This is a genomic window from Pseudoselenomonas ruminantium (genome assembly GCF_900142515.1).
GTDB lineage: Bacteria > Bacillota > Negativicutes > Selenomonadales > Selenomonadaceae > Selenomonas_A > Selenomonas_A ruminantium_D.
Map to the genome: position 1 here is coordinate 72,233 of NZ_FRBC01000011.1, position 20,404 is coordinate 92,636.

Consider the following 20,404-nt stretch of genomic DNA (forward strand, 5'->3'; position numbering starts at 1 on the left):
CCCTCAATCTTTAGCGTCGTTTTTCTTCGTCTTCTTGGGACGGGTAATCACTTCATCCACGATGCCATAAGCCTTGGCCTCGGCTGCGGTCATGAAGTTATCGCGTTCCGTGTCATTATTGATTTCTTCCGCGGTCTTTCCCGTAGAGGAAACAAAAATGTCATTGATGGTTTCACGGATGCGCTGAATCTCACGGGCCTGAATCTGAATGTCCGTGGACTGCCCCTGGGCACCCCCCAGAGGCTGATGAATCATTACCCGGGCATTGGGCAGCGCAAAGCGCTTGCCCTTGGCACCAGCCGTCAGGAGCACAGCCCCCATGCTGGCCGCCTGTCCGATACAGATGGTGGACACGTCCGGCTTGATATACTGCATGGTATCATAGATAGCCAAGCCAGCAGTGACAACGCCACCGGGGCTGTTGATGTAGAGGTAGATATCCTTGTCTGGATCTTCCGATTCCAAAAAGAGCATCTGCGCCACGACTACATTGGCTACACTATCGTCAATCTGACCGCCCAGGAAGATAATCCGGTCTTTGAGCAGGCGGGAATAGATATCGTATGCCCGCTCACCACGGTTAGACTGCTCTACTACCATAGGTACATAATTCATTGGAATACCCCCATATACAGGGAAAGATTAGGCAATGCTGTCGATGATGAACTGAGCCGTCTTCTTGCGCAGTACCGTTGCAGCCAGATCGCCAACGCGTCCCTGTTCCTTGATGATTTTCTGAACCTGCTGCGGCGTAGCACCATAAGCGGCAGCCATGCCAGCAACTTCAGCGTCGAGGTCTTTTGCCTCAACCTTGATGTCTTCAGCTTTAGCAACTTCTTCCAGCATGAGATCCGTACGAACGTTCTTCTCAGCCGTTTCACGATAGTCTTCGCGAATCTTGTTGATGTCCGTGCCAGCGTACTGGAGGTAAGCATCAAAGCTCATGCCCTGCTGTTCGAGACGCATAGCCATTTCACGGATCATGCCTTCCACACGGTTGTCAATCATGACTGCCGGAATATCAACGGTGATGTTGTTGGTTGCCATTTCGATGGCAGCGCTCTTCTGGTCGTTTTCAGCCTTGCGCTCAGCGTTTTCTTCCAGGTTCTTGCGGATATCAGCCTTGAGTTCTTCAAGCGTTTCGAACTTGCTGACTTTCTTAGCCAGTTCATCGTCCATAGCCGGCAGTTCTTTCTGCTTGATGCTGCGGATCGTGCACTTGAACATAGCAGCCTTGCCAGCCAGTTCCTTTGCATGGTATTCTTCCGGGAAAGTAACGTTGACTTCCTTCTCTTCGCCGATCTTAGCACCGATGAGCTGATCCTCGAAACCCGGGATGAAGCTGCCGGAACCAATCTGCAGCGGGTAATCCTGGCCCTTGCCGCCTTCGAATGCTTCGCCGTCTACGAAACCTTCGAAATCGAGCGTCGTGAAGTCGCCGTCTTTGACTTCAGCACCTTCCGGAGCGTCAACCATCTTGCCCTGACGATCCTGGAACGTCTTGAGCTGCTTTTCCACATCTTCGTCGGTAACAGCTTCCACGTTCTTCTCAACCTTCAGGCCCTTGTAGTCACCCAGCTTGACTTCCGGACGCGGAGTAACCGTAGCCTTGAATACGAGATCCTTGCCATCTTCGAGGGTTTCGATGTCGATCTGCGGACGGCTTACCGGCTCAATCTTCTGTTCTTCGAGAGCATCAGCAAATGCCTTGGGGCCGACGATGTCGAAAGCTTCCTGCATGATGGCATCCATACCCACGTTGCGCTCGATGATCTTGCGCGGAGCCTTGCCCTTGCGGAAACCCGGAATATTTACACGGTTGCTGAGACGCTTTACAGCCTTTTCCACTGCTTTGGAAACTTCCGCAGCTTCAACCTCAACCGTCAGAGTAACCTGCTGGTTTTCACCATTTTCAACCGTAACTTTCATTGTCTGAAACGACCTCCTGTATTGTCTAAATCAAAGCATGGACAAGATTTTGCGCATTTAACCGCAAGCATGCCATACTTACGCTATAATACCACAGAACGCGAATAAACACAAGGGTTTATCCGCGTTCTTCTATAAAAAAGTCAAAAAATCAATTGCTTATTTTATTAAATTTTCCATCCGTTCTACAGGTTTTGTCAAATCCAGATGTCCGGAAATCGATTCAATCTTTTTTCCTTCCACCAAGAGCTGTACTTTCTTGATCTCACTGAATTCCGTCAGCGTGTTGACAATAGATCCCACCAGCATTTCCTCACCTGTGGAACCGCCAATAAATTTCTTGACCAGATTATCATCAAAATCTACAAAAGCCGTATCGCCTTGCACCTTTACACTTTTGATTTTTGCCTGCTTGGGTACGATAGTTGCCAGTCCTTTTTCTTTCGTTCCATCCAACAAGGCCTTCAGCGCAGCTGTATATTTATCTGAACCGCCAACTTTCACAGTCTTCGTCACAGACTGAAGCTTCAGACCCTGTTCGTCAGGATAATAAACTTTGACCGTTAATTTCTCGCTTTTTTTGTCTTTCTCATTTTCAGGCAGCGAATTTGGTAACTTTCCCTTTTCAGCAGTAACAGCCGGACTGTCTCCTGTATCTGAAGATAATTTCTTATCTTCACTGCAGCCAGCTGCGCATAGCACGGTCACTGCCAGCAAAGCCAACAGAATAGCGCGTATTTTCTTCATGATATCACCTCATTTAAAATAACGTGCAATGCCCTGCACAATCGCAGCAGCTATCTTATTCTGATAGGCATCGCTACGTAAAAGCTGTTCTTCATTATAATTGGTCACAAAACCCAGCTCAATCAATGAAGCAGGCATCGTGGTATGACGCAAGACATAATAATTAGCCGTCTTGACTCCGCGATTGAACAGCCCTCCAGCTTTCGCCAGCTCCTCATTCAGCAACGTGGCAAATCTCTGGCCTTTAGCAGAGCCTGCATTATAATAGGTTTCCATCCCATGTGCTGCCGGACTGGAAAATGCATTACAATGGATAGACAGGAACAGCGCCGCACGACTGTCCCGATTTGCCACATCACAACGCGCCTGCAATTCTTGCTTAGCTGTAGCATTAGGCGCAAAAACATCTACATCTGTGGTACGGGTCATAAGTACATTGGCACCCGATTGGGTCAGGATATTCTGCACCTTTTTCGCCACCGCCAACGTAACGTTTTTTTCCATTACACCATTAGGTCCCACAGCCCCACTGTCACTGCCACCATGCCCGGCATCCACTACGATTGTCTTGCCGTTCAATCCGGCAGCAGCAGGCGGTGCCTCCTTATAGGGTTCCATAAGTTCTATCACGATACGAGCCGGCTTATTCAACCGCTTTTCCCGGGGGAGAGTCGATATTTTATAATTATCCTTGATTACAGGCTGCGTGCAATCAATCGTGATTTGTGTATCCCTGCCTACTTCAGCAATACTGACCTGATTTGCCAGACCATTTTTCATGGCAATGAAATTCTTCACCTTGCCACGCTTAGTTTGCGGTAAGGTTATAACCAGCTGCTGGCGCAAATAAGGGAGTTCCTTGACAGTATACGCCGGTTCATCCCCTGTCATGCCGATCTCAATCCGCAAGGCGTTCCTTCCCGCTATCTTTACCTTACTAGTCTGAAAGTAATTCAATTTATGGCTATGATTATCACGAGCTGCTTCTACTACACCAGGTGTCCATATACCAACAAAAAAAGCCACCAAAACGCCCACTAAACTTACCCAGCGGAATACGTTATTCATCAAACTTGCCTCCTAAATCAATCGCGTAGAAGCTCCAGGGCCTCTGCCTCTGCCTGCTCATTAGCCTCTTTATCCAAGGCAATGTCCAGCGTAATATAATCGCCTTCCCCCACTTCAGCAGGCAGAAACTCCCGGGGAAAATTCACCTTTTTCATGGTTTCTCCTAAGAGCAGTACCGCCAATTCGCCTTCATATCGGTCAATATAAGCAGAAATCACTGTACGTCCCCCATTTCCGTCACAATATTATAACCCTTGCCATCTGTTGTTAATGTAATGGTACCATTTTTATCAGTCTCATAAATCTTCAGCTTCATTGAGTGATACTTTTTCATGGTCTGCGCATGAGGATGCCCATAATCATTGCCGGCACCACAGGAAATCATCACAGCTTCGGGATTTACCGCCCGCAGGAACTCCGCCGAAGAAGAAGTCTTGCTGCCATGATGGCCTGCCTTGAGAACCGCACTCTTCAACTCATTCCCATAGGCTTTCACAATAGGTTCTTCTTCGACCTTCTCCGCATCTCCGGTAAACATCATAGAAAAGTTGCCAAAGATAAGCCTGCCTACCACAGATTCATTGTTTGGATCATGATGTTCCGTCGTCTTGCTGCCCTTGTCCACTGCGGCCTTATCCGGTGCATAGACCTTAAACTTCACACCGCCGCCAAAATCAAGTTCATCACCAGCCACTAAACCATGACGCTTAATGTTTTTCTGTTTGAGCAGCTTCATGTAACGTGTATAGACCTTTGACTTGGAAGGCATTCCGTTGTCAAAAACCTCACCTACTTCGTAGTCCTGCAACACGACACCCTCTACACCACCAATATGGTCCGCATGCGGATGCGTGAGGATCAACTTGTCAATGCGCTTGACACCAGCCTTTTTCAGCTCATTGCGCAGCTTTTCCTGCTCATCCAGATCACTGGTATCAATGAGCACCGTCTGCTCAGGGGTTTCTATCAAGATCGCATCGCCCTGCCCCACATTAAGCATCTTCACGGTCAGATTCTTTACAGCTTCAGCTGTCATGGAGCCATTTTGTCCGCCACTGGCCTGATCTGTCGTCTTACCACCACAACCTGTCAGCAGAAGACATACAGACAAAACCATCACGAGCAGGAATTTCCATTTTCCTTTCATTCCAATCACCTCAAATTCGTTTCAGGATATAGCGGTAAATCCCCTCTGCTACACCATCTTCATCTACCGTAGGCAATACATGATCAGCCAGAGCTTTCAATTCCGGTCCGGCATTTCCCATTACCAAAGCATGCCCCACAGTGCTCATCATTTCCAGATCATTCAAGCCATCACCAAAGGCATAGCTTGACTCCACCGGAATGTTCAGATAGGCCAGTGCCCGCTCAATGCCCGTAGCCTTGGACACATCAGCGGCGTAAAGTTCCATGTACTTCCGCAGCGTAGGATCTATAAGCCCAGTCACGCCCGGCCAGGACAGCAATTTTTCAAATACACCGCCAGCCCCAGGAGTATCACAGAGTAATTCCACTTTTCCTGCCACGATGTCCTCTAAGGAAAAATCTCTTACAAAACGATCTACATGAATATTGATATTGCGATAGACATTTTCCAGCCCTTTAAATTCAGGCCGTAAGTAAACCTGCGGATAACTCTCCAAAATGTACTCGATGCCATTCTGCTCAGCCAAAGCGACCATGGCCTGGATCTTATCTGCCGGCATATCCTGACGGAAAATAATCTCCCCATCGATTACGACTATCGCTCCGTTCAGCAAAACAAAGCCATCAAAGAGTCCCTCCTGGACCAGTTCATCACTAAGATACGCCCAAGGCCTGCCCGATGCAATGAAAGTACGATGTCCCGCAGCCCTCAATTCGCGAATTGCCTTCTTTACACTTGGAGACATGCTTGTTTTTTTATGATGAATATTGATCAGTGTACCGTCAATGTCAAAAAATACTGCCTTAGTCACAAAAAACTCCTATCTACTACAAGCGAGATAACTTCTTTTCTTCATGTTACTAAAAATCATGTATTCTTTCAAGGCTTTCCTCACAAAAAGAAAATTGCACTGTGGTCTAAAAAAAAGTATAATGAAAGAGCAGTTGAATTTTTCGTAAGGAGTGTCTCTTTATTATGAATATTTCTACCACTACGCTAGGAAAAATTGTCACTCTTACTGCCCTGGGCACGGTTCTTACTATTGCAATCGCTGGCAGTATTTCTGTATCCGTCGTTAATCAAGACAAGATCATCATGGGCGTTCAAGCCTACGGCACGACCATCGCCGGCATGAACAAAAATGAGGCCCGCAAGTTTTTTTCTGACACGGCCAACAGTAAATTACAACGAAAAGCAGCCGTGCTGAACTACGAAGAACGTACGTTTCACATTGACCCGGCAGATATCAATCTTCACGGCAACGTGGATGAAGCCGTCGAAGCTGCCTATCGTATCGGCCGAGAAGGCACTCCCCTGCAAAATCTGATCAGCCAGATGCGCTGTGCTATTTTTGGCCAGACAATCACCATGGACGCCAGTTATGACGAGCAGCTCCTCACCAACCAGCTGCTACAGATAAAAAATGCCATTGATACACCGCCTGTAAACGGTGTTGCCACTTTACAGGCAGATGGCAGCATCAAAAAAACTGCTGCCGTCACAGGCTTGACGCTTGATATCGATCCTATTGCCGCAGAACTGGCTCCTGAATTCAAATCATTGAACATCACCGTAAAAAAAGAGCTTACACCTGAAAAACAGCCACCATTCATTCAAGATGCAGACCTGGCCGCTATGGATGGCATTCTAGGTTCCTATACCACACGTTTTTATCCAGGTGATCGCGGAGATAACATCGGTCTGGCCGCCAGTCACCTGCAGGGAGCATTGATCCGCAGCGGCTCCACCTTGTCCTTCAACAGCATTGTCGGCCCCCGTACCCGGGATGCCGGATACAAAAATGCTGGTGTCATCATCTACGGTGAACATGCGATTGATGTAGGCGGTGGTGTCTGCCAGGTAAGTTCAACTTTGTATAATGCAGTCCTGTTGGCAGGGCTCACCCCTATCGAACGCACAGGTCATTTCGCTGCTTCCAGCTATGTACCTGCCGGCCGCGATGCCACTGTCGCAGACGGGCTGATAGATTTTGTATTCCGCAATCCTCTTCCTCATCCAGTCTATCTTACTGTCTCTAACACAGGTAATGCTCTTACCATTTACGTTCTAGGCACCCGTTCGGATCTTAATGGAAAAAGCATTGCACTCATCACAGAAGGAAGTTCCCAGCACCCTTCCGTTTACCGCCTTTGGAAACAGGATGGTCAAGTAATAGAACGAGAATTCCTGCATACAGATACATATGAAACACTGAAAAACACCTGACCGTTCAGGATACACACATGCAGGTACACTATAATAGAAGGGGTGTTGCCCAAATGAGAATTCACTTAGGCAACACCCCTTCTTAATTTCTAATCCTCCCCCTGCCACTTCAGCCCTACCGTAACCCAGCCATCCTGCTGGCGGAAATCACATTGGGCACCGTACTTGCGGATAAAGGAACGCAAAGCAATCATCCCCGTGCCATGATTGGACTCGTCACTATAGGGAAAACCATCGCTATCCAGTGTTAAAGCCCCTTGAAAACGATTGGCCACCGACAGGGAAAATTGCCCATCTGTGCACTGTGCTGAAACCTTGACGGCACGATCCATGACAGGCTGATTCATGCTGGCATGCAGGGCATTTTCCAACAGATTGGACAGGACAATAGCCACATCTGTATCCATGCCCACCATCTCCTTGGGCAAATTTACCTTCTGCTGCAAAGGGATTTCCAGATTGCCCAGATGATAGTGATAGATCGACAAAGTTGCATTGACAAGGTCATTGGTGCAGAATTCCCGTATCATTGCCTGTTCGCTTTCCGCTGACTGCTTAGCCACCAGCTGTTTGGCCTCACTGATGCGCCCACTGTCCAACAAGGTGCTGAGCAACTGGTTGTAATGGCGCATATCATGATTCAGGACACGCAAGGTCTGCCGCCGTTCTTCTGTCAGACGTGTATACTCCCGCAGGGAATACAGCTGTTGTGCCAAGAGATTGTTGCGATTGACTTCGGCCGTATGTTCAGACATATGATAGGCAGAGGTGAGCACCAGCCGGAAAATCAGAAAGAAAGCGATTGGCAGTGCCAAACGGCCGACACGCTCAGGCACACTATGGTAAAGCTGGCCATCCAGCATGGGCAGTGCGTAGGCAAACAATACCACCAGCGGCATCAGGGCGATATAGAGTCCCAAATGCCGGTATTGAAAGAAACGCTGGACCGGAATCAGATTGCTGAATATCTGCCGTTCCAAGGGGAGCAGCAGCAGGAAAAGGACGAGATAACAGCTGATGATCATCAGCATATGCATGCGTTCACCATAATCAACCGGCAGGACCGCGCTGACCACAAAGCCGCTGATGGTATGCAGCAATATGGAGAACAGGCTTTGCATGCTCAGCACAAACAAATGCTGCACGAATCCACGGGGAATGCAGTAATAAGCAATCAGGAAAAACGGCACCCAGCCAAAGGCCACCAGCAGCTTGAACCGCAGTACCTCCCCATCATACATCGCCATAACTGCAGCATAGATAAAGAAAGCCATGATTCCCCAGCCAACTGTCAGCTGCTGCAATTTGTGCTGCTGCACAACTGAAGCGATTTGGGCAAACGGAAGATAACGAAGCCAAACGCCACTGAACTGCAGAAAAACCAGCGTTAATGCCAATAGATACTCCATTCCCGGACCTCACTTTCAAAAAGTAATATCATAATGATACCTGACTAAAATTCGCAATAGTTTCTCTGTTATCTATTTTACCACTTACGATATATTTCGGCTACTTTTGTAAAAACATTGCTAAAAATCAAGTCTTAGGATAAAATTAGAAATAAGTTAAGTTTTTATTAAATTCAGATTAACTTTAAAAGAAAGAGGAGCAGCCTCATCATGAATATTCCACCGTTCAAACGACGCCGCATAATAGCCGTGGATGACGATTCCATCAACCGGATGACTCTGGAAGCCATCCTCAGCACCGATTATGACTTCGTTGCCATGTCCAACGGCCCTGAAGCACTCGCCCTGCTCGCAGAGCAGCCTGCCGATCTCATACTCCTCGACATCAATATGCCGGAAATGGATGGCTTTGAAGTGCTGGCAGCTTTACAGCAGAATGAAAAAACCTGTGCCATACCGGTCATCATGCTGACCGGTGATCTGGATCAGGAAACCGAGGTGCAGGGCATTCAGGCCGGTGCCTTTGATTTTGTCCACAAGCCTTTCATCCCCACTTTGATCCTGCGCCGCATCGAGCGGACCTTGGAACTCAAGGCCCTGCAACATCACATGCAGCAGGAAATCGACCGGCAGACAGCCATTGCCCAGGAACGGCTAGCCTCCACCCAGCGTCTATTCCAGGAAATGATAGAGACACTTGCCGATACCATCGATGCCAAAGACAAATACACCCACGGCCATTCCCACCGCGTAGCGGATTACGCCCGGGAAATTGCCCGTCGGGCGGGTAAGTCCGAAGAATACCAGCGCGCCGTCTACTATATGGCACAGCTTCACGACATCGGCAAGATTGGCATCCCTTCCAGCCTGATCAACAAAAACACAAAACTCACGGATGAGGAATATGCTGCCATGTGTCAACATACCAATATCGGCAGCGATATCCTCGCCCACGTCAAGGAGATGCCCGAACTTTTGACTGCCGCCCGCAGCCATCACGAACGCTATGACGGTACAGGTTATCCGGACGGACTCGCCGGCACTGCCATTCCCGAAAAGGTCCGCATCATCGCCGTGGCGGATGCCTACGATGCCATGACCTCCAAACGCAGTTATCGGGACGTTCTGCCCCAGGCTGTGGTCCGGCAGGAAATACTCAATGCCCGCGAAACGCAGTTGGATCCCCTCTTCACTGACATCATGCTGCAGATGATCGATGAGGATGTTCATTACCACCTGCGAGAAGAATAAACATGCCTCCAAAGGCTCTGCAGGAAATTTTCCAGAGCCTTTTTTGTATTTGCCCTTTAGCCTGACATCAGGCCATACGGTTCGGATATTCGTCATGATGGGGCAGGAATAATAAATCCATATGGCGAAAACTAATCATGGAATGCATGCCTGTGTTTGTCTGAAACGTTGTCTGATTGGAGGAAAATTTATGCGGAGGAACTGCGGGAAACCTTTGAGCAGATCCGTGTTGCCTCCGGGGATGTAGCCATCCGCATCCGCAATATGACGCAGGATATGCAGGGCGTGTCGGCCGAAGCCAGCAATATCAAGCAGAAATCCGAGCAGATTTCCTCCAACAGCGGCAAGGTTTCCGGCGAAATGGAAAATGTAGCCACTGCTTCTGATGAACAATCCACGGCCGCTGATGAAATCGCCACGGCCAGCCAGTCCTTGGCGAAACTGGCTCAGAATCTGCAGAATTCCCTGAATAAATTCCAATTCTGACCTTGTTTGGTCATGAAGTCTTCACTGTTTGGCAGAAAGGCGGTTTAGTGGTATGAACTTTTGGCAACAACATAGCTTGTCCCAATGGGCCACGCGGCTCATCGTCAGCTTCATCCTGATCGTGCTGGCCGCCGCCTGTTGGATCTTCTCCAGCAGCACCTTTGATCAGCCGCATCCCAAAGCCGGCATCGTGCTGTTGGGCGGCATTGACGAGGAGGGCTGGAACGCCCCCCAATACCGCGGTATCCATAAGGCCTGCAATTCCATGGGTATCGAGCTTCTCACCAAAGAACGCATCATCGGTGACGGCGCCTGCACAAAGGCCGTCAATGAACTGGTCAGCGAAGGTGCGGGGATGATATTCCTGGCCAGTTATTCCTATTCCCAGGAAGCGCAAAAACTTGTCCGCCAATACCCCCACATTGCCTTCGGCACCAACTCAGCTGAATGCCATGCCCGCAACATGACCTCCTATTTCATCCGCATGTATCAGGGGCGGTATCTGGCCGGCGCCCTGGCCGGCATGCACACTAAGAGCAATGTCATCGGCTATGTAGCCGCTATGAAAAACTCCGAGGTCAACCGTGGCATCAACGCCTTCACCCTCGGCGTGCAGCAAACCAATCCCGCAGCCCGGGTTGTCGTCATGTGGACAGGCAACTGGCAGGATGAGGAAAAGGAAGCGTGGGAAGCCCGCCGTCTCATCAAAGAAGCCGGTGCTGACGTCCTCACCTATCATCAGGACGAACCAGCTGCCGCAGATGTGGCTGAGGAACTGGGCATTGACTATATTGGTTACTATGAGGACTTAGGCAAGCATGGCTGGCGCTCTGACCATGTCCTAACCTCCGTGGTCTGCAACTGGGACCGCTACTATGAAGACATCATCCGCCGTTATCTCAAGGGGGAACTCAACTACATGGACAAACAATGGGTAGGCATGGAAGCAGGATTCGTGGAACTATGTGATTTTTCTGCTGCTGTCACGGAGGAAGAAAAAGCACGACTGGCCCAAATAAAGGAAAAGATGCTGGGCGGTCGCTTTGTCTTTGCCGGGGAAATCTATGACCGCCAGGGAAAACTTCGCTGCCGGCCGGATGAATCCATCCGGGATGACCGCCTGCTCCAGCATATGGACTGGCTGGTAAAGGGGGTGGAGATTCTTGAATAACCGCAAAAAAATGCTGTTGACCATCCTGACGATGCTATTCTTGATCTTTCTTTCCGGAATCTTCATCCAGCAGCGGATTGTGGATATGCTCAACAAAGCTGCTGAACATTCTGTCGCCCGCCAGACCGAGGACCTTTCCCTGCTGGCCGGCGAACGCTTCCGCCGCTTCCTGACGCCACTTCAGACTGCCTCCAAGCATCTGTCCGAACACGAGGAGGACAAAGAGGACATGCTGAAGATGCTTGCCCAGCAGAATCCTCAGGGACAGGCCGGCCTCATTGACTTCCAGCACCATACCCTGGGCCGTTCTGTTTCCAGCACCTCGTTCCCCCGCCTGCAGCTGGCCTTCCATGGCAATACCGTCATCGACTACAATCCTGACATTGGCATATTGCTGGCCACCCCGGTCATCTATGGCGACAACGTCCGCTATGTGCTTTATCAGATCTATCCCATCAGCATGCTGCCCCAGTTGTTTGCCCTTTCTGACTACGATGCCTTCACCCATGTCATCATCCAATACCATGATGGCACACTGGCCGTTCCCTATGAAAACTATACCACGGAAGATACCAAATTCTGGGCCGATGATACCATTCAGAAAGGTATGCAGGAAGTCCATCATCGTTTGGAACGGAACAAGGCCGCCGCTGTTTATACCGAAGGCGCTGAGGGAAAATTTTTCGTCTTCGGCGCCGATCTGCCCCAGACCGATTTCTCCCTGATTGGCTATATGCCCTGGTCTGCAGTGGCCGGCCAGATCATCAGCATCTACCAGCGCGTGGTCTTCCTATTCACCCTGATGCTGGTCCTCTTTGCCTGCCTGAGCATCTATCTGCTCATGGCCCAGACCAGTGTAGCAGAAACTGAGGAACTGCGCCAGGCCAGACTGGCCGCTGATACTGCCAATCAGGCCAAAAGCCAGTTTCTCGCCAATATGAGTCACGAAATCCGCACCCCGCTGAATGCCATCAGCGGCATGAACGAGATGATCCTGCGGCAGGAACTGCCCGGAGAAGTCCGGCAATACGCCAGCAACATCAAATCCGCCACCGCGGCATTATTGACCATTATCAATGAAATCCTGGATTTTTCCAAAATCGAATCCGGCCACATGGAAATCGTGCCTACGGACTATCAGCTGACTCAGGTACTGCGTGAAGTCTGTGCCTTGGTTGGGGTACGCGCCCAGGCCAAAAACCTGACCTTCAAGATCCACGTTGACCCTTATCTGCCCAACGGCCTGTACGGTGATACGGGACGCCTGCGGCAGATTCTCATCAATCTGTTGAATAATGCCATCAAATACACACCCTCAGGCTCAATTACACTGGACATCAGTGGCCAGCGTAAGGACAGCACCCTCTATCTGCAGGCTGCTGTCACCGATACCGGCATCGGTATTCGCGAAGAGGATAAAGAACGGCTGTTCCATGTATTTGAACGACTCGACATCAAGCGCAACTGTCAGATTGAGGGAACCGGCCTGGGACTGGCCATCACCCATCGTCTGCTCAATATGATGAAGGGCAGCATCAAGGTGGACAGCACTTACGGAGAAGGCAGTGTATTTACCATCAAGCTGCCGCAGGAGATTCACTCCTTTGACCCCGTAGGCGTTTTCAGTCTCAACGCCCAGCCGGACCTTGACACCAACCTTCGCCATCAGGCCGGTTTTATCGCACCGGATGCGCAAGTGCTCATCGTCGATGACAACGACATGAATTGCTTTGTAGCAGGCAGCCTGCTCAAGGAAACCCAGGTGCAGACGGTCATCGCCCACAGTGGCGACGAAGCCCTGGAAGCCCTGCAAAAACAACGCTTCCATGTGGTGCTGCTGGACTACATGATGCCCGGCATGGATGGCGTGGAAACCCTGCATAAGGCAAAGCAGCTGCCCAATGTCGGTTCAACCCGCTTTATTGCCCTGACGGCGACGGCGATCTCCGGTTCCCGGGAAAAATTTCTCAGCGAGGGCTTTGACAATTATCTGAGCAAACCCATGACCGGTGACGACCTCACCGCCATGCTGCACCGCTACCTGCCACCGGAGCTTATCCTGCAGCCATTGCTGACCTCATCCCCTGCGCCGGCACCTGTCGAAGCAAAAGAACCAGCCAGCACAGCGGACACACCACCAGCCCCTCCCCTGATTGACCACAAGATTGGACTGACCTACTGCAACAATATGCAGGCAATCTACGACAAAGTGCTGACCATGTTCCATGACCAGTCCACCGACAAGATTGCCCAGCTGGATAATGATCTGGCTGCCGCCAACTGGAAAAATTACCGCATCAATATCCATGCGCTCAAGTCCACCGCCCTGACCATCGGCTGCCGCAGTCTCAACCAAAAAGCCAAGGACCAGGAACAGGCAGTCAAAGACTATCTGGCAGAAGATGCTACCCCCCACCAGCAACAGCAGGCTATGGATTACATCCAGCAGAACCACGCAGACATCATGAACCTCTACCGCCAGGTAGCATCATCAGCTGTCTCACAATAGAAATAAATGTCCCTGCTCATTTTGCCGGGACATTTTTCTTCTGCATGATTGTGCGCAGCTGGCTGACAATAACCCCGGAAAACATCAGCAGGCAGCCACAGATTTGGGCGGTGCTCATCTGTTCGCCCAAGATCACGAAACTGGCCAAAGCGCCGAACACCGCTTCAAAACTCATGATTACCGCCGCTTCACTGGGAGCGGCGTATTTCTGTCCAACAATCTGCAGGGTGAAGGCTACGCCGGTTGAAAGCACGCCAGCGTAGGCAATCGACACCCAGGAATGGATGACGGGCGCTAGTGCCATCGTTTCCGTGCCCAGCGCCATTAAAAGACTGGCAGCAAAACAGCAGATAGTCTGACTCAGGGAAAGCTCCAGCACATCCACATGGGGAGCAAAGCGGTCAATGTAAAGAATCTGTGACGTCCAGCCCAGAGCACTGATGGCCACCAATATATCTCCCAGGTTGAGGGTAACCGTCCCCTGAATGGTCAATAGATAAAGCCCGCCCAACGCCAATACCGCGCCCAGCCAATTGACCAGATACACCTTAGCCAGGCGGAAAAGAGCTGCCCCTAACGGCACCAGCACAATATAGAGTGCCGTGATGAAGGAAGTCTTTCCCACGGTGGTAAACTGCAGGGCATATTGCTGCAGCGAGCTGGCCACAAAGAGCATCACCCCTGCCACCAGTCCCATCTTCCAACCGGAATGATATATTCCTCTCTGCTTCCGGAACGCACGCCGCTTTCTGCCCAGCAGCCAAAGCCCTGTCAAAAACAACGTTCCCAAAAAGAAGCGGGCAGCCGCATAAGTAAAAGGCCCCAGCTCCTCCATGCCCACCTGCTGGGCCACGAAAGCCGTGCCCCAGATGAACGCTGTAATCAACAACAAGATATTGCCCCGCATTTGCATGAAATAAGTCCCCCTTGTAAAACAACTGTTTTCATGCTAAAGCAAATAACCTGACCTGTCAACAACCCCCAAAGATTTCCTTCCCAAAGCAGGAAATACCATAAAATATGGCGAAATTAAAATGTATGTGTTTATTAACCACTAACAGGAGGAGAGCTAAATGAACGAAAATATCCGCAAGCGCAATGAGCTGCTGGCCCAGACGGTTATCAAAGGCCTGCAGTCCCGCAATATGGAAGGTTTCTATGCCAAGGACAAGGAAGAAGCCCTGAAACTGGCTTTGGAACTCATTCCCCAGGGCAGTACCGTAACCATGGGCGGTGCCATGAGCGTCCATGAAATCGGTTTGACGGATGCTCTGGTCAAAGGTGACTACAACTTCATCGACCGGGACAAAGTGGAAGACAAGCGCCAGGCCATGCTGATGGCCTATGATGCTGACGTATTTCTATCCAGCACCAATGCCATGACGCAAGATGGCATATTAGTCAATATTGACGGCAACGCCAACCGGGTGTCCGCCATTGCCCAGGGACCGAAAAAAGTACTCTTCATCGTGGGGCTCAACAAAGTCTGCGACGATCTGGACGGCGCCATGAAGCGGGCCCGCAACGTGGCGGCTCCCATCAATGCCCAGCGCTTCGGGCTCAGCACGCCCTGCGCCAAAACAGGTGCCTGCTTTGACTGCAAAAGTCCCGACACCATCTGCTGCCAGTTTTTGATTACCCGCTATTCCCTGCACAAAGGACGCATTCAGGTAATCCTTGTCAACGACAGCTTAGGATTCTGATCCATACAGACTTATTTCATGCTGACTGTTCAAGACCAGCTGCCTGTCCGCTAACTGCTTCAGCAGCCGGTCTTCATGCGTGGAAAAGATAAGTGTCTTGCCTGCAGCCTTCAAGGCCTGCAGGAACTCCACCAGCCAGTCCTGCGTCTTTTCATCGAGAGCCGCCAAGGGTTCATCCAAAGTCCATACCTGCGGGTTCATGGTAAGGATGGATGCCAGGGCGGCTTTTTTCTTTTCACCTCCGGACAGGGTGTACGGCGCCCGATCCCGCAGCCGCGTCAGGCCGAAAAGCTCCAGGGCATCCTGTACACGCTCATCGATTTCTGCCGCCGAAAGTCCCATCTGTGCAGGACCAAAGGCCAATTCTTCCGCCACGCTGCTGCAGAAGAGCTGCACGTCGGGATTCTGCCAGACATAGCCCAGGCGCTGATGGAAATACTTGGAATACTTATGCTCCGCCATCAGTTTTTTCGTGATCTCCCAGCCTTCAAAAAAATAACTGCCTCGTTCCGGGAAAATCAAGCCATTCAGCAGACGCAACAGGGTGGATTTGCCGGCACCATTGGGCCCCGTCAGGGCCACCGCCTCCCCCTGTGCCACCGCCAGGTCAACATGACGCAGCACCGGTTCGCCATCATAGGCATAGCAGACATCATGGCATTCTATCTGTTTCATCCCAATCCTCCCTAAACACGCCCGAGGATGCCGCCTTCCAGACAGGCAAACAACAGGCCCAAACCACTGAGTACGAACAATAAGAGCAGGCTCCCGCCCCAGGACGGGAGCTTTTGCATTGGAGGATATTCCCCCGTGAAGCCTCGGCACACCATGGCCTCATACATCTGCATCGACAGATGCTGGGCATGCAGGAAAAGCACCCCGAGCACGCCCGATAATGCCCTGGCCTTATGCCGGTTGTACCCCACCGAGCGTAGTTTCAGTGCCGTCAGCAGATGTTCTGCCATCTGCCCCAGCAACAGGATATTGCGCAGAGTCGTATCCAGGATAAACACCAGTTCCTGCGGCAGGCGGAAAAAACGCAGGGCTCCGGTCAATTCATGCCAAGGCAGAAGTTCCGTGACAATGCCCACGGCCATAACTGTCAGCAGGCTTTTGGCTGGCAGCAGGAATACCTGCAGCCCGCTGCCCAGCAGCAGCGCCGGAGACACCAACAGGGCCGAAAACAGCGCAGCCAGCAGAGCACTGCCCAAAATCCTGCCCACACTTTTACCCGGCAACAGGCAGAGGATGACGAGCTCCAGAGCCAGCTGGCAGGAGAGGAAGGTCAGGGTACGAGCCATTACCGTCAGCAGGAGGAATACCGCCAGAAAGGCCAGCATCCCCGGTGCGGTCAGGAAGCTCCTGCTCCTGCCCTGTCGGCGCAAGGCCAAAACCACCGTCAGGACACGCAAAAGAGACCGGGAGATGAAATAATCCCGGTCCCGTGACGGCGTATATGTTTCTTCATTTCTTGCCCAAAGGGGAAGATTCAATCTTATCGCCTCACAAACAACGCCGCCCACGCAAGATATCAGCTCTCATGAGCCGGCGCATCATAATTGGTCTTGTGCCCGATGAAGCTGGCGACGAGCTTGAACAGCAGCACCAGCAGGGCCGTGCCGATAACGGCCGAAAGAATATAGCCAAAGATTTCCGGCATGCCCTCGATGGCATAATCCGGGAACAGGGCCGCAAAAGAAAAGCCATCTTCCATGCCAGACGGAACATAGCCCAATGCCGAACCCAGGTAATCCTGTTCTGCCAGTTCCTCAGCATCCCATTCCCCCCAGGCGGTTCCCGTAGCCAGCAGCCCTAGTGGCGTGCCGCATATCAGCAAAGCCAGCAGCCCATAGACCGCCGGGCTGGCTTTCTCAGCCTTGCCCTGGGCCAGCTGCGGCGCAGCTTTCTGCAGATACCCCAGCACTGCTGTCGTGAAGATGACTTCTGCCAGACCAAAGATAGTCAGATGGCCAATCATCATGGCCGGAATGGACACCCAGAGCGGATAAGGCGCATAGAGGGCATGGCCGGCTCCATCCATGAAGAGCAGGGGCTGGATGCCAAACTCAATGGCAGCAAAGAACGCCGCCAGGTTTATGCCCACATAAGAGCCCAGGCCTGCAGCCAGCAGCTGCCGCTGCGGGAAGGCCCGCAGAACCCCTTTGTAAATCGCATAACCGGCAAAAGGCATGGCAAAGGCCATATTGAAGCAGTTGGCCCCAAAGGCAAGGATGCCTCCGTCCCCAAAGAACAGCGCTTGCACAAAGAGAGCCAGACTCACGGCCAGACAGGCTGACCAGGGACCGAAGAGCACCGCCAGCAGGGTGCCGCCGACGGCATGCCCCGTAGTCCCCCCAGGCAGGGGAATATTGAACATCATGCTCAGGAAGGACAGGGCTGCCCCGATGCCCAGCAGGGGCATTTTTTCCGGCGGCACTTCCTGCCGCACCTTCTTCACCGCCATCAGCCAGACCGGCAGCATGGCAGCGCCCAGCACGGCACAGGTGGACGGACTGAGATAATTTTCAGGAATGTGCATAGATGATACCTCCTCGTTAAAATGATTATGATCACAGACTCATTGTAACGAAAATTCTCTCTATGCGTAAGCTCCCCGGGGGGTTATTTTTATGGACTGCCTCTGTCTCCAGACGCGGAATCATTTTCCAATCATCATGCTGATGATTTCCTTATCTGTTTCCTTCATGCCAATGCGCCCCAGACGGCTGATATTGCGAATGGTGTTTTCCACGCCCTTCCTGACCAGCCCTTCGCCATCATAGAACTGCTGGCCATTGCGATACATCTCAAAGCCCAGTATGCCTGCATCCACAGCGGCGGCAATCTTAGCGGCACAAGATGCCTTGGCCCCGTCACAGACAATACCGGAGGTGATGGCCAATGCATTGACGATAGTGTGAACGATCATCTTGTAATCCCCGCCGCAGAGAAAGGCTATGCCTGCGCCCGCACCTACACCAGCACTGATGGCACCGCAATAAGCAGACAGACGGCCAATGCCCTCCTTTTCATGCAGCGTGACGAGATTGGACAGCAGCAAGGCGCGGTAAAGTGTTTCACGATCAGCTCCCACTTCCCCGGCGTATTCAATGACAGGCAAAGATACCGTCATGCCCTGATTGCCACTACCGGAATTGATGACCACCGGCAGTTCGCACCCCCCCATGCGGGCATCAGAACCAGCAGCCGCTTTTGCCCGAGCGCGGATACGCACGTCATGGCCATAGGCTTTGAGCAGGGTCTTGCCGATATTGGCGCCGTAATCGTTTTTGAGCCCTTCGGCAGCAATGGCGGTATTATAGGCGATCTGCCGGTCGAGGATTTCCCGCACATCATTCAGGTCGCAAGTCATGGCAAAATCGTAGATATCTTTGATTGTCAGGAATTCATAATCCGGCTTGCCATCATCCACAACATTTACGATTTCCTTCGCCAGCAGGATTTCGCCGTTGCGGACAATCCGAACGATATTAGTATGTTCGTTGACGATATGTACTTCGGCAGTATCTTCCCCATTGCTGACCTGCACATGGATATCGAGAACATTCTCCGTCAGGGCCAGCTCCACATTGATGGCCGTCCGGCTCAGATAGTCCGCCAGCTTTGCCTTGTCTTCCTCTTTGGCACGGGCAATGACCTCAAGGCCGGCCTCCTCGTCCCCAGCGACAATGCCAATAGCCGCCGCCGCTTCAATGCCCTTGCGCCCGCCGGTGTTGGGGACGATGACGCTCTTGACATTCTTGATGATATTGCCGCTGGCCGCTACTATGACCTTATCCGGCAGACACCCCAGCACTGCCCTGGCCTTGGCGGCACAATAGGCGATGGCAATAGGTTCCGTGCAGCCCATGGCCGGTACAAGTTCCCGTTTCAGGATCTCCACATAATCTCGGTAGATAGGGCTATTTTTTTCCATGTATTTTTCTCCGTTTCATTCGTGTATTTCTATAGGCAGTCCATCAGGGTCGTGGAAGAACGTCATCTTCTCTCCCGTAAAGGTATCTCTCCTGATGGGTTCCGTGGCCACGCCCTTATCATTCAATTCCCGCACCGTATCCTCTACGGAATCCACCCGCAAGGCCAGATGCCTGAGCCCGTAAGCCTCTTTTCCCGGCCAGCCGGGGCGGGCCGGACAGTCCGCTTTGATAAAGAGCTCCAGTTCAGCCCCTTCTAAACGCAGGTCAATCTTCCAATCCTGCTGCTCCTCACGGTAATGTTCCCGAATTACCGCGAATCCCAGGATATCCACATAAAAATGCCTGCTCCGCTCATAATCACTGCCAATGATGGCCACATGATGGATATGCTTTAAATCCATAGACTCCTCCTCCTGCAAAGCATCCATGCTGTATTTATAAACAAGCTTAACAAATAATGTTAAATATTTTTATAAACTTTGTTGTTCGTTAACCGCTCTCGACAAGCCGAGTATCGGACGAGTCCTCAACCAAGCAAGCGGTCTACGCAGCAACTACCACAACTGGACGCAGCACTACGCCCTCTATCCCGTCAGCCGAAACATTCGGGAATACTTTTCTCATTATCTGGAAAGCTCCATTGACATCGGCATTTATGAGCCTGCCATCGTTTGCCCGGAATAGTCCGCGATGTATCCTGCGTGTCTTGTCATAGTTTTCCTTTGCCGGGACTTCTTCATCCAGGAATGATGTACCGCTCGTATAGCTTTCTTCCGTCAGGATGACCGCTATACCTCGTTCTTTTGCTTTGTATTCA

At 51.3% G+C, this 20,404-nt stretch carries 21 protein-coding genes; 6 read left to right on the forward strand and 15 right to left on the reverse strand.

The window, feature by feature from the left end:
• Window positions 1–3: 3 nt before the first annotated feature.
• From clpP to BUB68_RS07205, 7 genes are all read right to left on the reverse strand, one after another.
• The gene (clpP, locus tag BUB68_RS07175) at window positions 4–615 is read right to left on the reverse strand and encodes an ATP-dependent Clp endopeptidase proteolytic subunit ClpP (RefSeq protein ID WP_014424688.1); all 612 of its coding nucleotides are present in this window, start codon (window positions 613–615) and stop codon (window positions 4–6) included.
• Window positions 616–642: 27 nt separating this feature from the next.
• Complete coding sequence (gene tig / locus BUB68_RS07180) at window positions 643–1,929, reverse strand: trigger factor (protein WP_073089538.1); 1,287 nt, start codon at window positions 1,927–1,929, stop codon at window positions 643–645.
• A gap of 159 nt (window positions 1,930–2,088) precedes the next feature.
• Window positions 2,089–2,676: a GerMN domain-containing protein gene (locus tag BUB68_RS07185; protein WP_073089540.1), complete on the reverse strand. Its 588-nt coding sequence runs from the start codon at window positions 2,674–2,676 to the stop codon at window positions 2,089–2,091.
• A gap of 9 nt (window positions 2,677–2,685) precedes the next feature.
• A complete protein-coding gene (locus BUB68_RS07190) occupies window positions 2,686–3,744 on the reverse strand; it encodes an N-acetylmuramoyl-L-alanine amidase family protein (protein WP_073089542.1) in 1,059 nt (352 codons plus the stop codon).
• 17 nt (window positions 3,745–3,761) lie between these two features.
• On the reverse strand, window positions 3,762–3,962 hold the full coding sequence (locus BUB68_RS07195) for a DUF3006 domain-containing protein (protein ID WP_073089544.1): 201 nt from the start codon (window positions 3,960–3,962) through the stop codon (window positions 3,762–3,764).
• Window positions 3,959–4,891, reverse strand: a complete 933-nt coding sequence (locus tag BUB68_RS07200) for a ComEC/Rec2 family competence protein (RefSeq protein ID WP_073089546.1) — start codon at window positions 4,889–4,891, stop codon at window positions 3,959–3,961. The genes BUB68_RS07195 and BUB68_RS07200 overlap by 4 nt, the downstream gene beginning before the upstream one ends.
• 10 nt (window positions 4,892–4,901) lie before the next feature.
• The gene (locus BUB68_RS07205) at window positions 4,902–5,705 is read right to left on the reverse strand and encodes a Cof-type HAD-IIB family hydrolase (protein WP_073089549.1); all 804 of its coding nucleotides are present in this window, start codon (window positions 5,703–5,705) and stop codon (window positions 4,902–4,904) included.
• A 164-nt stretch (window positions 5,706–5,869) separates the two neighbouring features.
• Here BUB68_RS07205 and BUB68_RS07210 point away from each other — a divergent pair, with 164 nt between their 5' ends.
• On the forward strand, window positions 5,870–7,120 hold the full coding sequence (locus BUB68_RS07210) for a VanW family protein (protein ID WP_073089551.1): 1,251 nt from the start codon (window positions 5,870–5,872) through the stop codon (window positions 7,118–7,120).
• Between the two features lie 89 nt (window positions 7,121–7,209).
• Here BUB68_RS07210 and BUB68_RS07215 read toward each other — a convergent pair whose 3' ends face one another.
• On the reverse strand, window positions 7,210–8,529 hold the full coding sequence (locus BUB68_RS07215) for a GHKL domain-containing protein (RefSeq protein WP_073089553.1): 1,320 nt from the start codon (window positions 8,527–8,529) through the stop codon (window positions 7,210–7,212).
• Between the two features lie 210 nt (window positions 8,530–8,739).
• Between BUB68_RS07215 and BUB68_RS07220 the strand changes: the two genes are divergently transcribed.
• The 4 genes from BUB68_RS07220 (at window position 8,740) to BUB68_RS07235 (ending at window position 13,946) form a co-directional block, all read left to right on the forward strand.
• Window positions 8,740–9,780, forward strand: a complete 1,041-nt coding sequence (locus tag BUB68_RS07220; protein WP_073089555.1) for an HD-GYP domain-containing protein — start codon at window positions 8,740–8,742, stop codon at window positions 9,778–9,780.
• A 156-nt stretch (window positions 9,781–9,936) separates the two neighbouring features.
• On the forward strand, window positions 9,937–10,266 hold the full coding sequence (locus tag BUB68_RS07225; protein WP_073089557.1) for a hypothetical protein: 330 nt from the start codon (window positions 9,937–9,939) through the stop codon (window positions 10,264–10,266).
• Window positions 10,267–10,318: 52 nt separating this feature from the next.
• On the forward strand, window positions 10,319–11,437 hold the full coding sequence (locus BUB68_RS07230) for a BMP family ABC transporter substrate-binding protein (protein ID WP_073089559.1): 1,119 nt from the start codon (window positions 10,319–10,321) through the stop codon (window positions 11,435–11,437).
• Entirely contained in the window at window positions 11,430–13,946 is a 2,517-nt protein-coding gene (locus tag BUB68_RS07235; protein WP_073089562.1) for an ATP-binding protein, read from the forward strand. Before BUB68_RS07230 ends, BUB68_RS07235 begins: the two co-directional genes overlap by 8 nt.
• Before the next feature lie 16 nt (window positions 13,947–13,962).
• Here the strand turns inward: BUB68_RS07235 and BUB68_RS07240 are convergent, their stop codons facing one another.
• Window positions 13,963–14,859, reverse strand: a complete 897-nt coding sequence (locus tag BUB68_RS07240) for a DMT family transporter (protein ID WP_073089564.1) — start codon at window positions 14,857–14,859, stop codon at window positions 13,963–13,965.
• 160 nt (window positions 14,860–15,019) lie between these two features.
• On the opposite strand from BUB68_RS07240, the gene BUB68_RS07245 reads away from it, so the two are divergent.
• Window positions 15,020–15,649: a lactate utilization protein gene (locus BUB68_RS07245; RefSeq protein ID WP_073089567.1), complete on the forward strand. Its 630-nt coding sequence runs from the start codon at window positions 15,020–15,022 to the stop codon at window positions 15,647–15,649.
• On the opposite strand, the gene BUB68_RS07250 is transcribed toward BUB68_RS07245, so the two are convergent.
• From BUB68_RS07250 to BUB68_RS07275, 6 genes are all read right to left on the reverse strand, one after another.
• Window positions 15,638–16,324 (reverse strand): energy-coupling factor ABC transporter ATP-binding protein, encoded by a 687-nt coding sequence (locus tag BUB68_RS07250; protein WP_073089569.1) that lies wholly within the window; start codon window positions 16,322–16,324, stop codon window positions 15,638–15,640. The two genes, BUB68_RS07245 and BUB68_RS07250, sit on opposite strands and share 12 nt — an antisense overlap.
• A gap of 11 nt (window positions 16,325–16,335) precedes the next feature.
• Entirely contained in the window at window positions 16,336–17,142 is an 807-nt protein-coding gene (locus tag BUB68_RS07255; RefSeq protein WP_073089571.1) for an energy-coupling factor transporter transmembrane component T, read from the reverse strand.
• Between the two features lie 38 nt (window positions 17,143–17,180).
• On the reverse strand, window positions 17,181–18,188 hold the full coding sequence (gene cbiM / locus BUB68_RS07260) for a cobalt transporter CbiM (RefSeq protein ID WP_073089573.1): 1,008 nt from the start codon (window positions 18,186–18,188) through the stop codon (window positions 17,181–17,183).
• A 120-nt stretch (window positions 18,189–18,308) separates the two neighbouring features.
• The gene (locus BUB68_RS07265) at window positions 18,309–19,586 is read right to left on the reverse strand and encodes an L-cysteine desulfidase family protein (protein ID WP_073089575.1); all 1,278 of its coding nucleotides are present in this window, start codon (window positions 19,584–19,586) and stop codon (window positions 18,309–18,311) included.
• Window positions 19,587–19,601: 15 nt separating this feature from the next.
• The gene (gene gloA2, locus BUB68_RS07270) at window positions 19,602–19,988 is read right to left on the reverse strand and encodes an SMU1112c/YaeR family gloxylase I-like metalloprotein (protein ID WP_073089577.1); all 387 of its coding nucleotides are present in this window, start codon (window positions 19,986–19,988) and stop codon (window positions 19,602–19,604) included.
• A gap of 142 nt (window positions 19,989–20,130) precedes the next feature.
• On the reverse strand, window positions 20,131–20,404 hold a 274-nt coding region (locus tag BUB68_RS07275), incomplete at its 5' end, for a zinc ribbon domain-containing protein (RefSeq protein ID WP_143188106.1).

Coding starts and splice junctions, on each gene's coding strand:
- BUB68_RS07240 (WP_073089564.1), bottom strand. CDS start 14,859: ATGCAAATGCGGGGCAATATCTTGTTGTTGATTACAGCGTTCATCTGG.
- BUB68_RS07250 (WP_073089569.1), bottom strand. CDS start 16,324: ATGAAACAGATAGAATGCCATGATGTCTGCTATGCCTATGATGGCGAA.
- gloA2 (WP_073089577.1), bottom strand. CDS start 19,988: ATGGATTTAAAGCATATCCATCATGTGGCCATCATTGGCAGTGATTAT.
- BUB68_RS07230 (WP_073089559.1), top strand. CDS start 10,319: ATGAACTTTTGGCAACAACATAGCTTGTCCCAATGGGCCACGCGGCTC.
- BUB68_RS07200 (WP_073089546.1), bottom strand. CDS start 4,891: ATGAAAGGAAAATGGAAATTCCTGCTCGTGATGGTTTTGTCTGTATGT.
- cbiM (WP_073089573.1), bottom strand. CDS start 18,188: ATGCACATTCCTGAAAATTATCTCAGTCCGTCCACCTGTGCCGTGCTG.
- tig (WP_073089538.1), bottom strand. CDS start 1,929: ATGAAAGTTACGGTTGAAAATGGTGAAAACCAGCAGGTTACTCTGACG.
- clpP (WP_014424688.1), bottom strand. CDS start 615: ATGAATTATGTACCTATGGTAGTAGAGCAGTCTAACCGTGGTGAGCGG.
- BUB68_RS07220 (WP_073089555.1), top strand. CDS start 8,740: ATGAATATTCCACCGTTCAAACGACGCCGCATAATAGCCGTGGATGAC.
- BUB68_RS07185 (WP_073089540.1), bottom strand. CDS start 2,676: ATGAAGAAAATACGCGCTATTCTGTTGGCTTTGCTGGCAGTGACCGTG.
- BUB68_RS07245 (WP_073089567.1), top strand. CDS start 15,020: ATGAACGAAAATATCCGCAAGCGCAATGAGCTGCTGGCCCAGACGGTT.
- BUB68_RS07210 (WP_073089551.1), top strand. CDS start 5,870: ATGAATATTTCTACCACTACGCTAGGAAAAATTGTCACTCTTACTGCC.
- BUB68_RS07215 (WP_073089553.1), bottom strand. CDS start 8,529: ATGGAGTATCTATTGGCATTAACGCTGGTTTTTCTGCAGTTCAGTGGC.
- BUB68_RS07265 (WP_073089575.1), bottom strand. CDS start 19,586: ATGGAAAAAAATAGCCCTATCTACCGAGATTATGTGGAGATCCTGAAA.
- BUB68_RS07190 (WP_073089542.1), bottom strand. CDS start 3,744: ATGAATAACGTATTCCGCTGGGTAAGTTTAGTGGGCGTTTTGGTGGCT.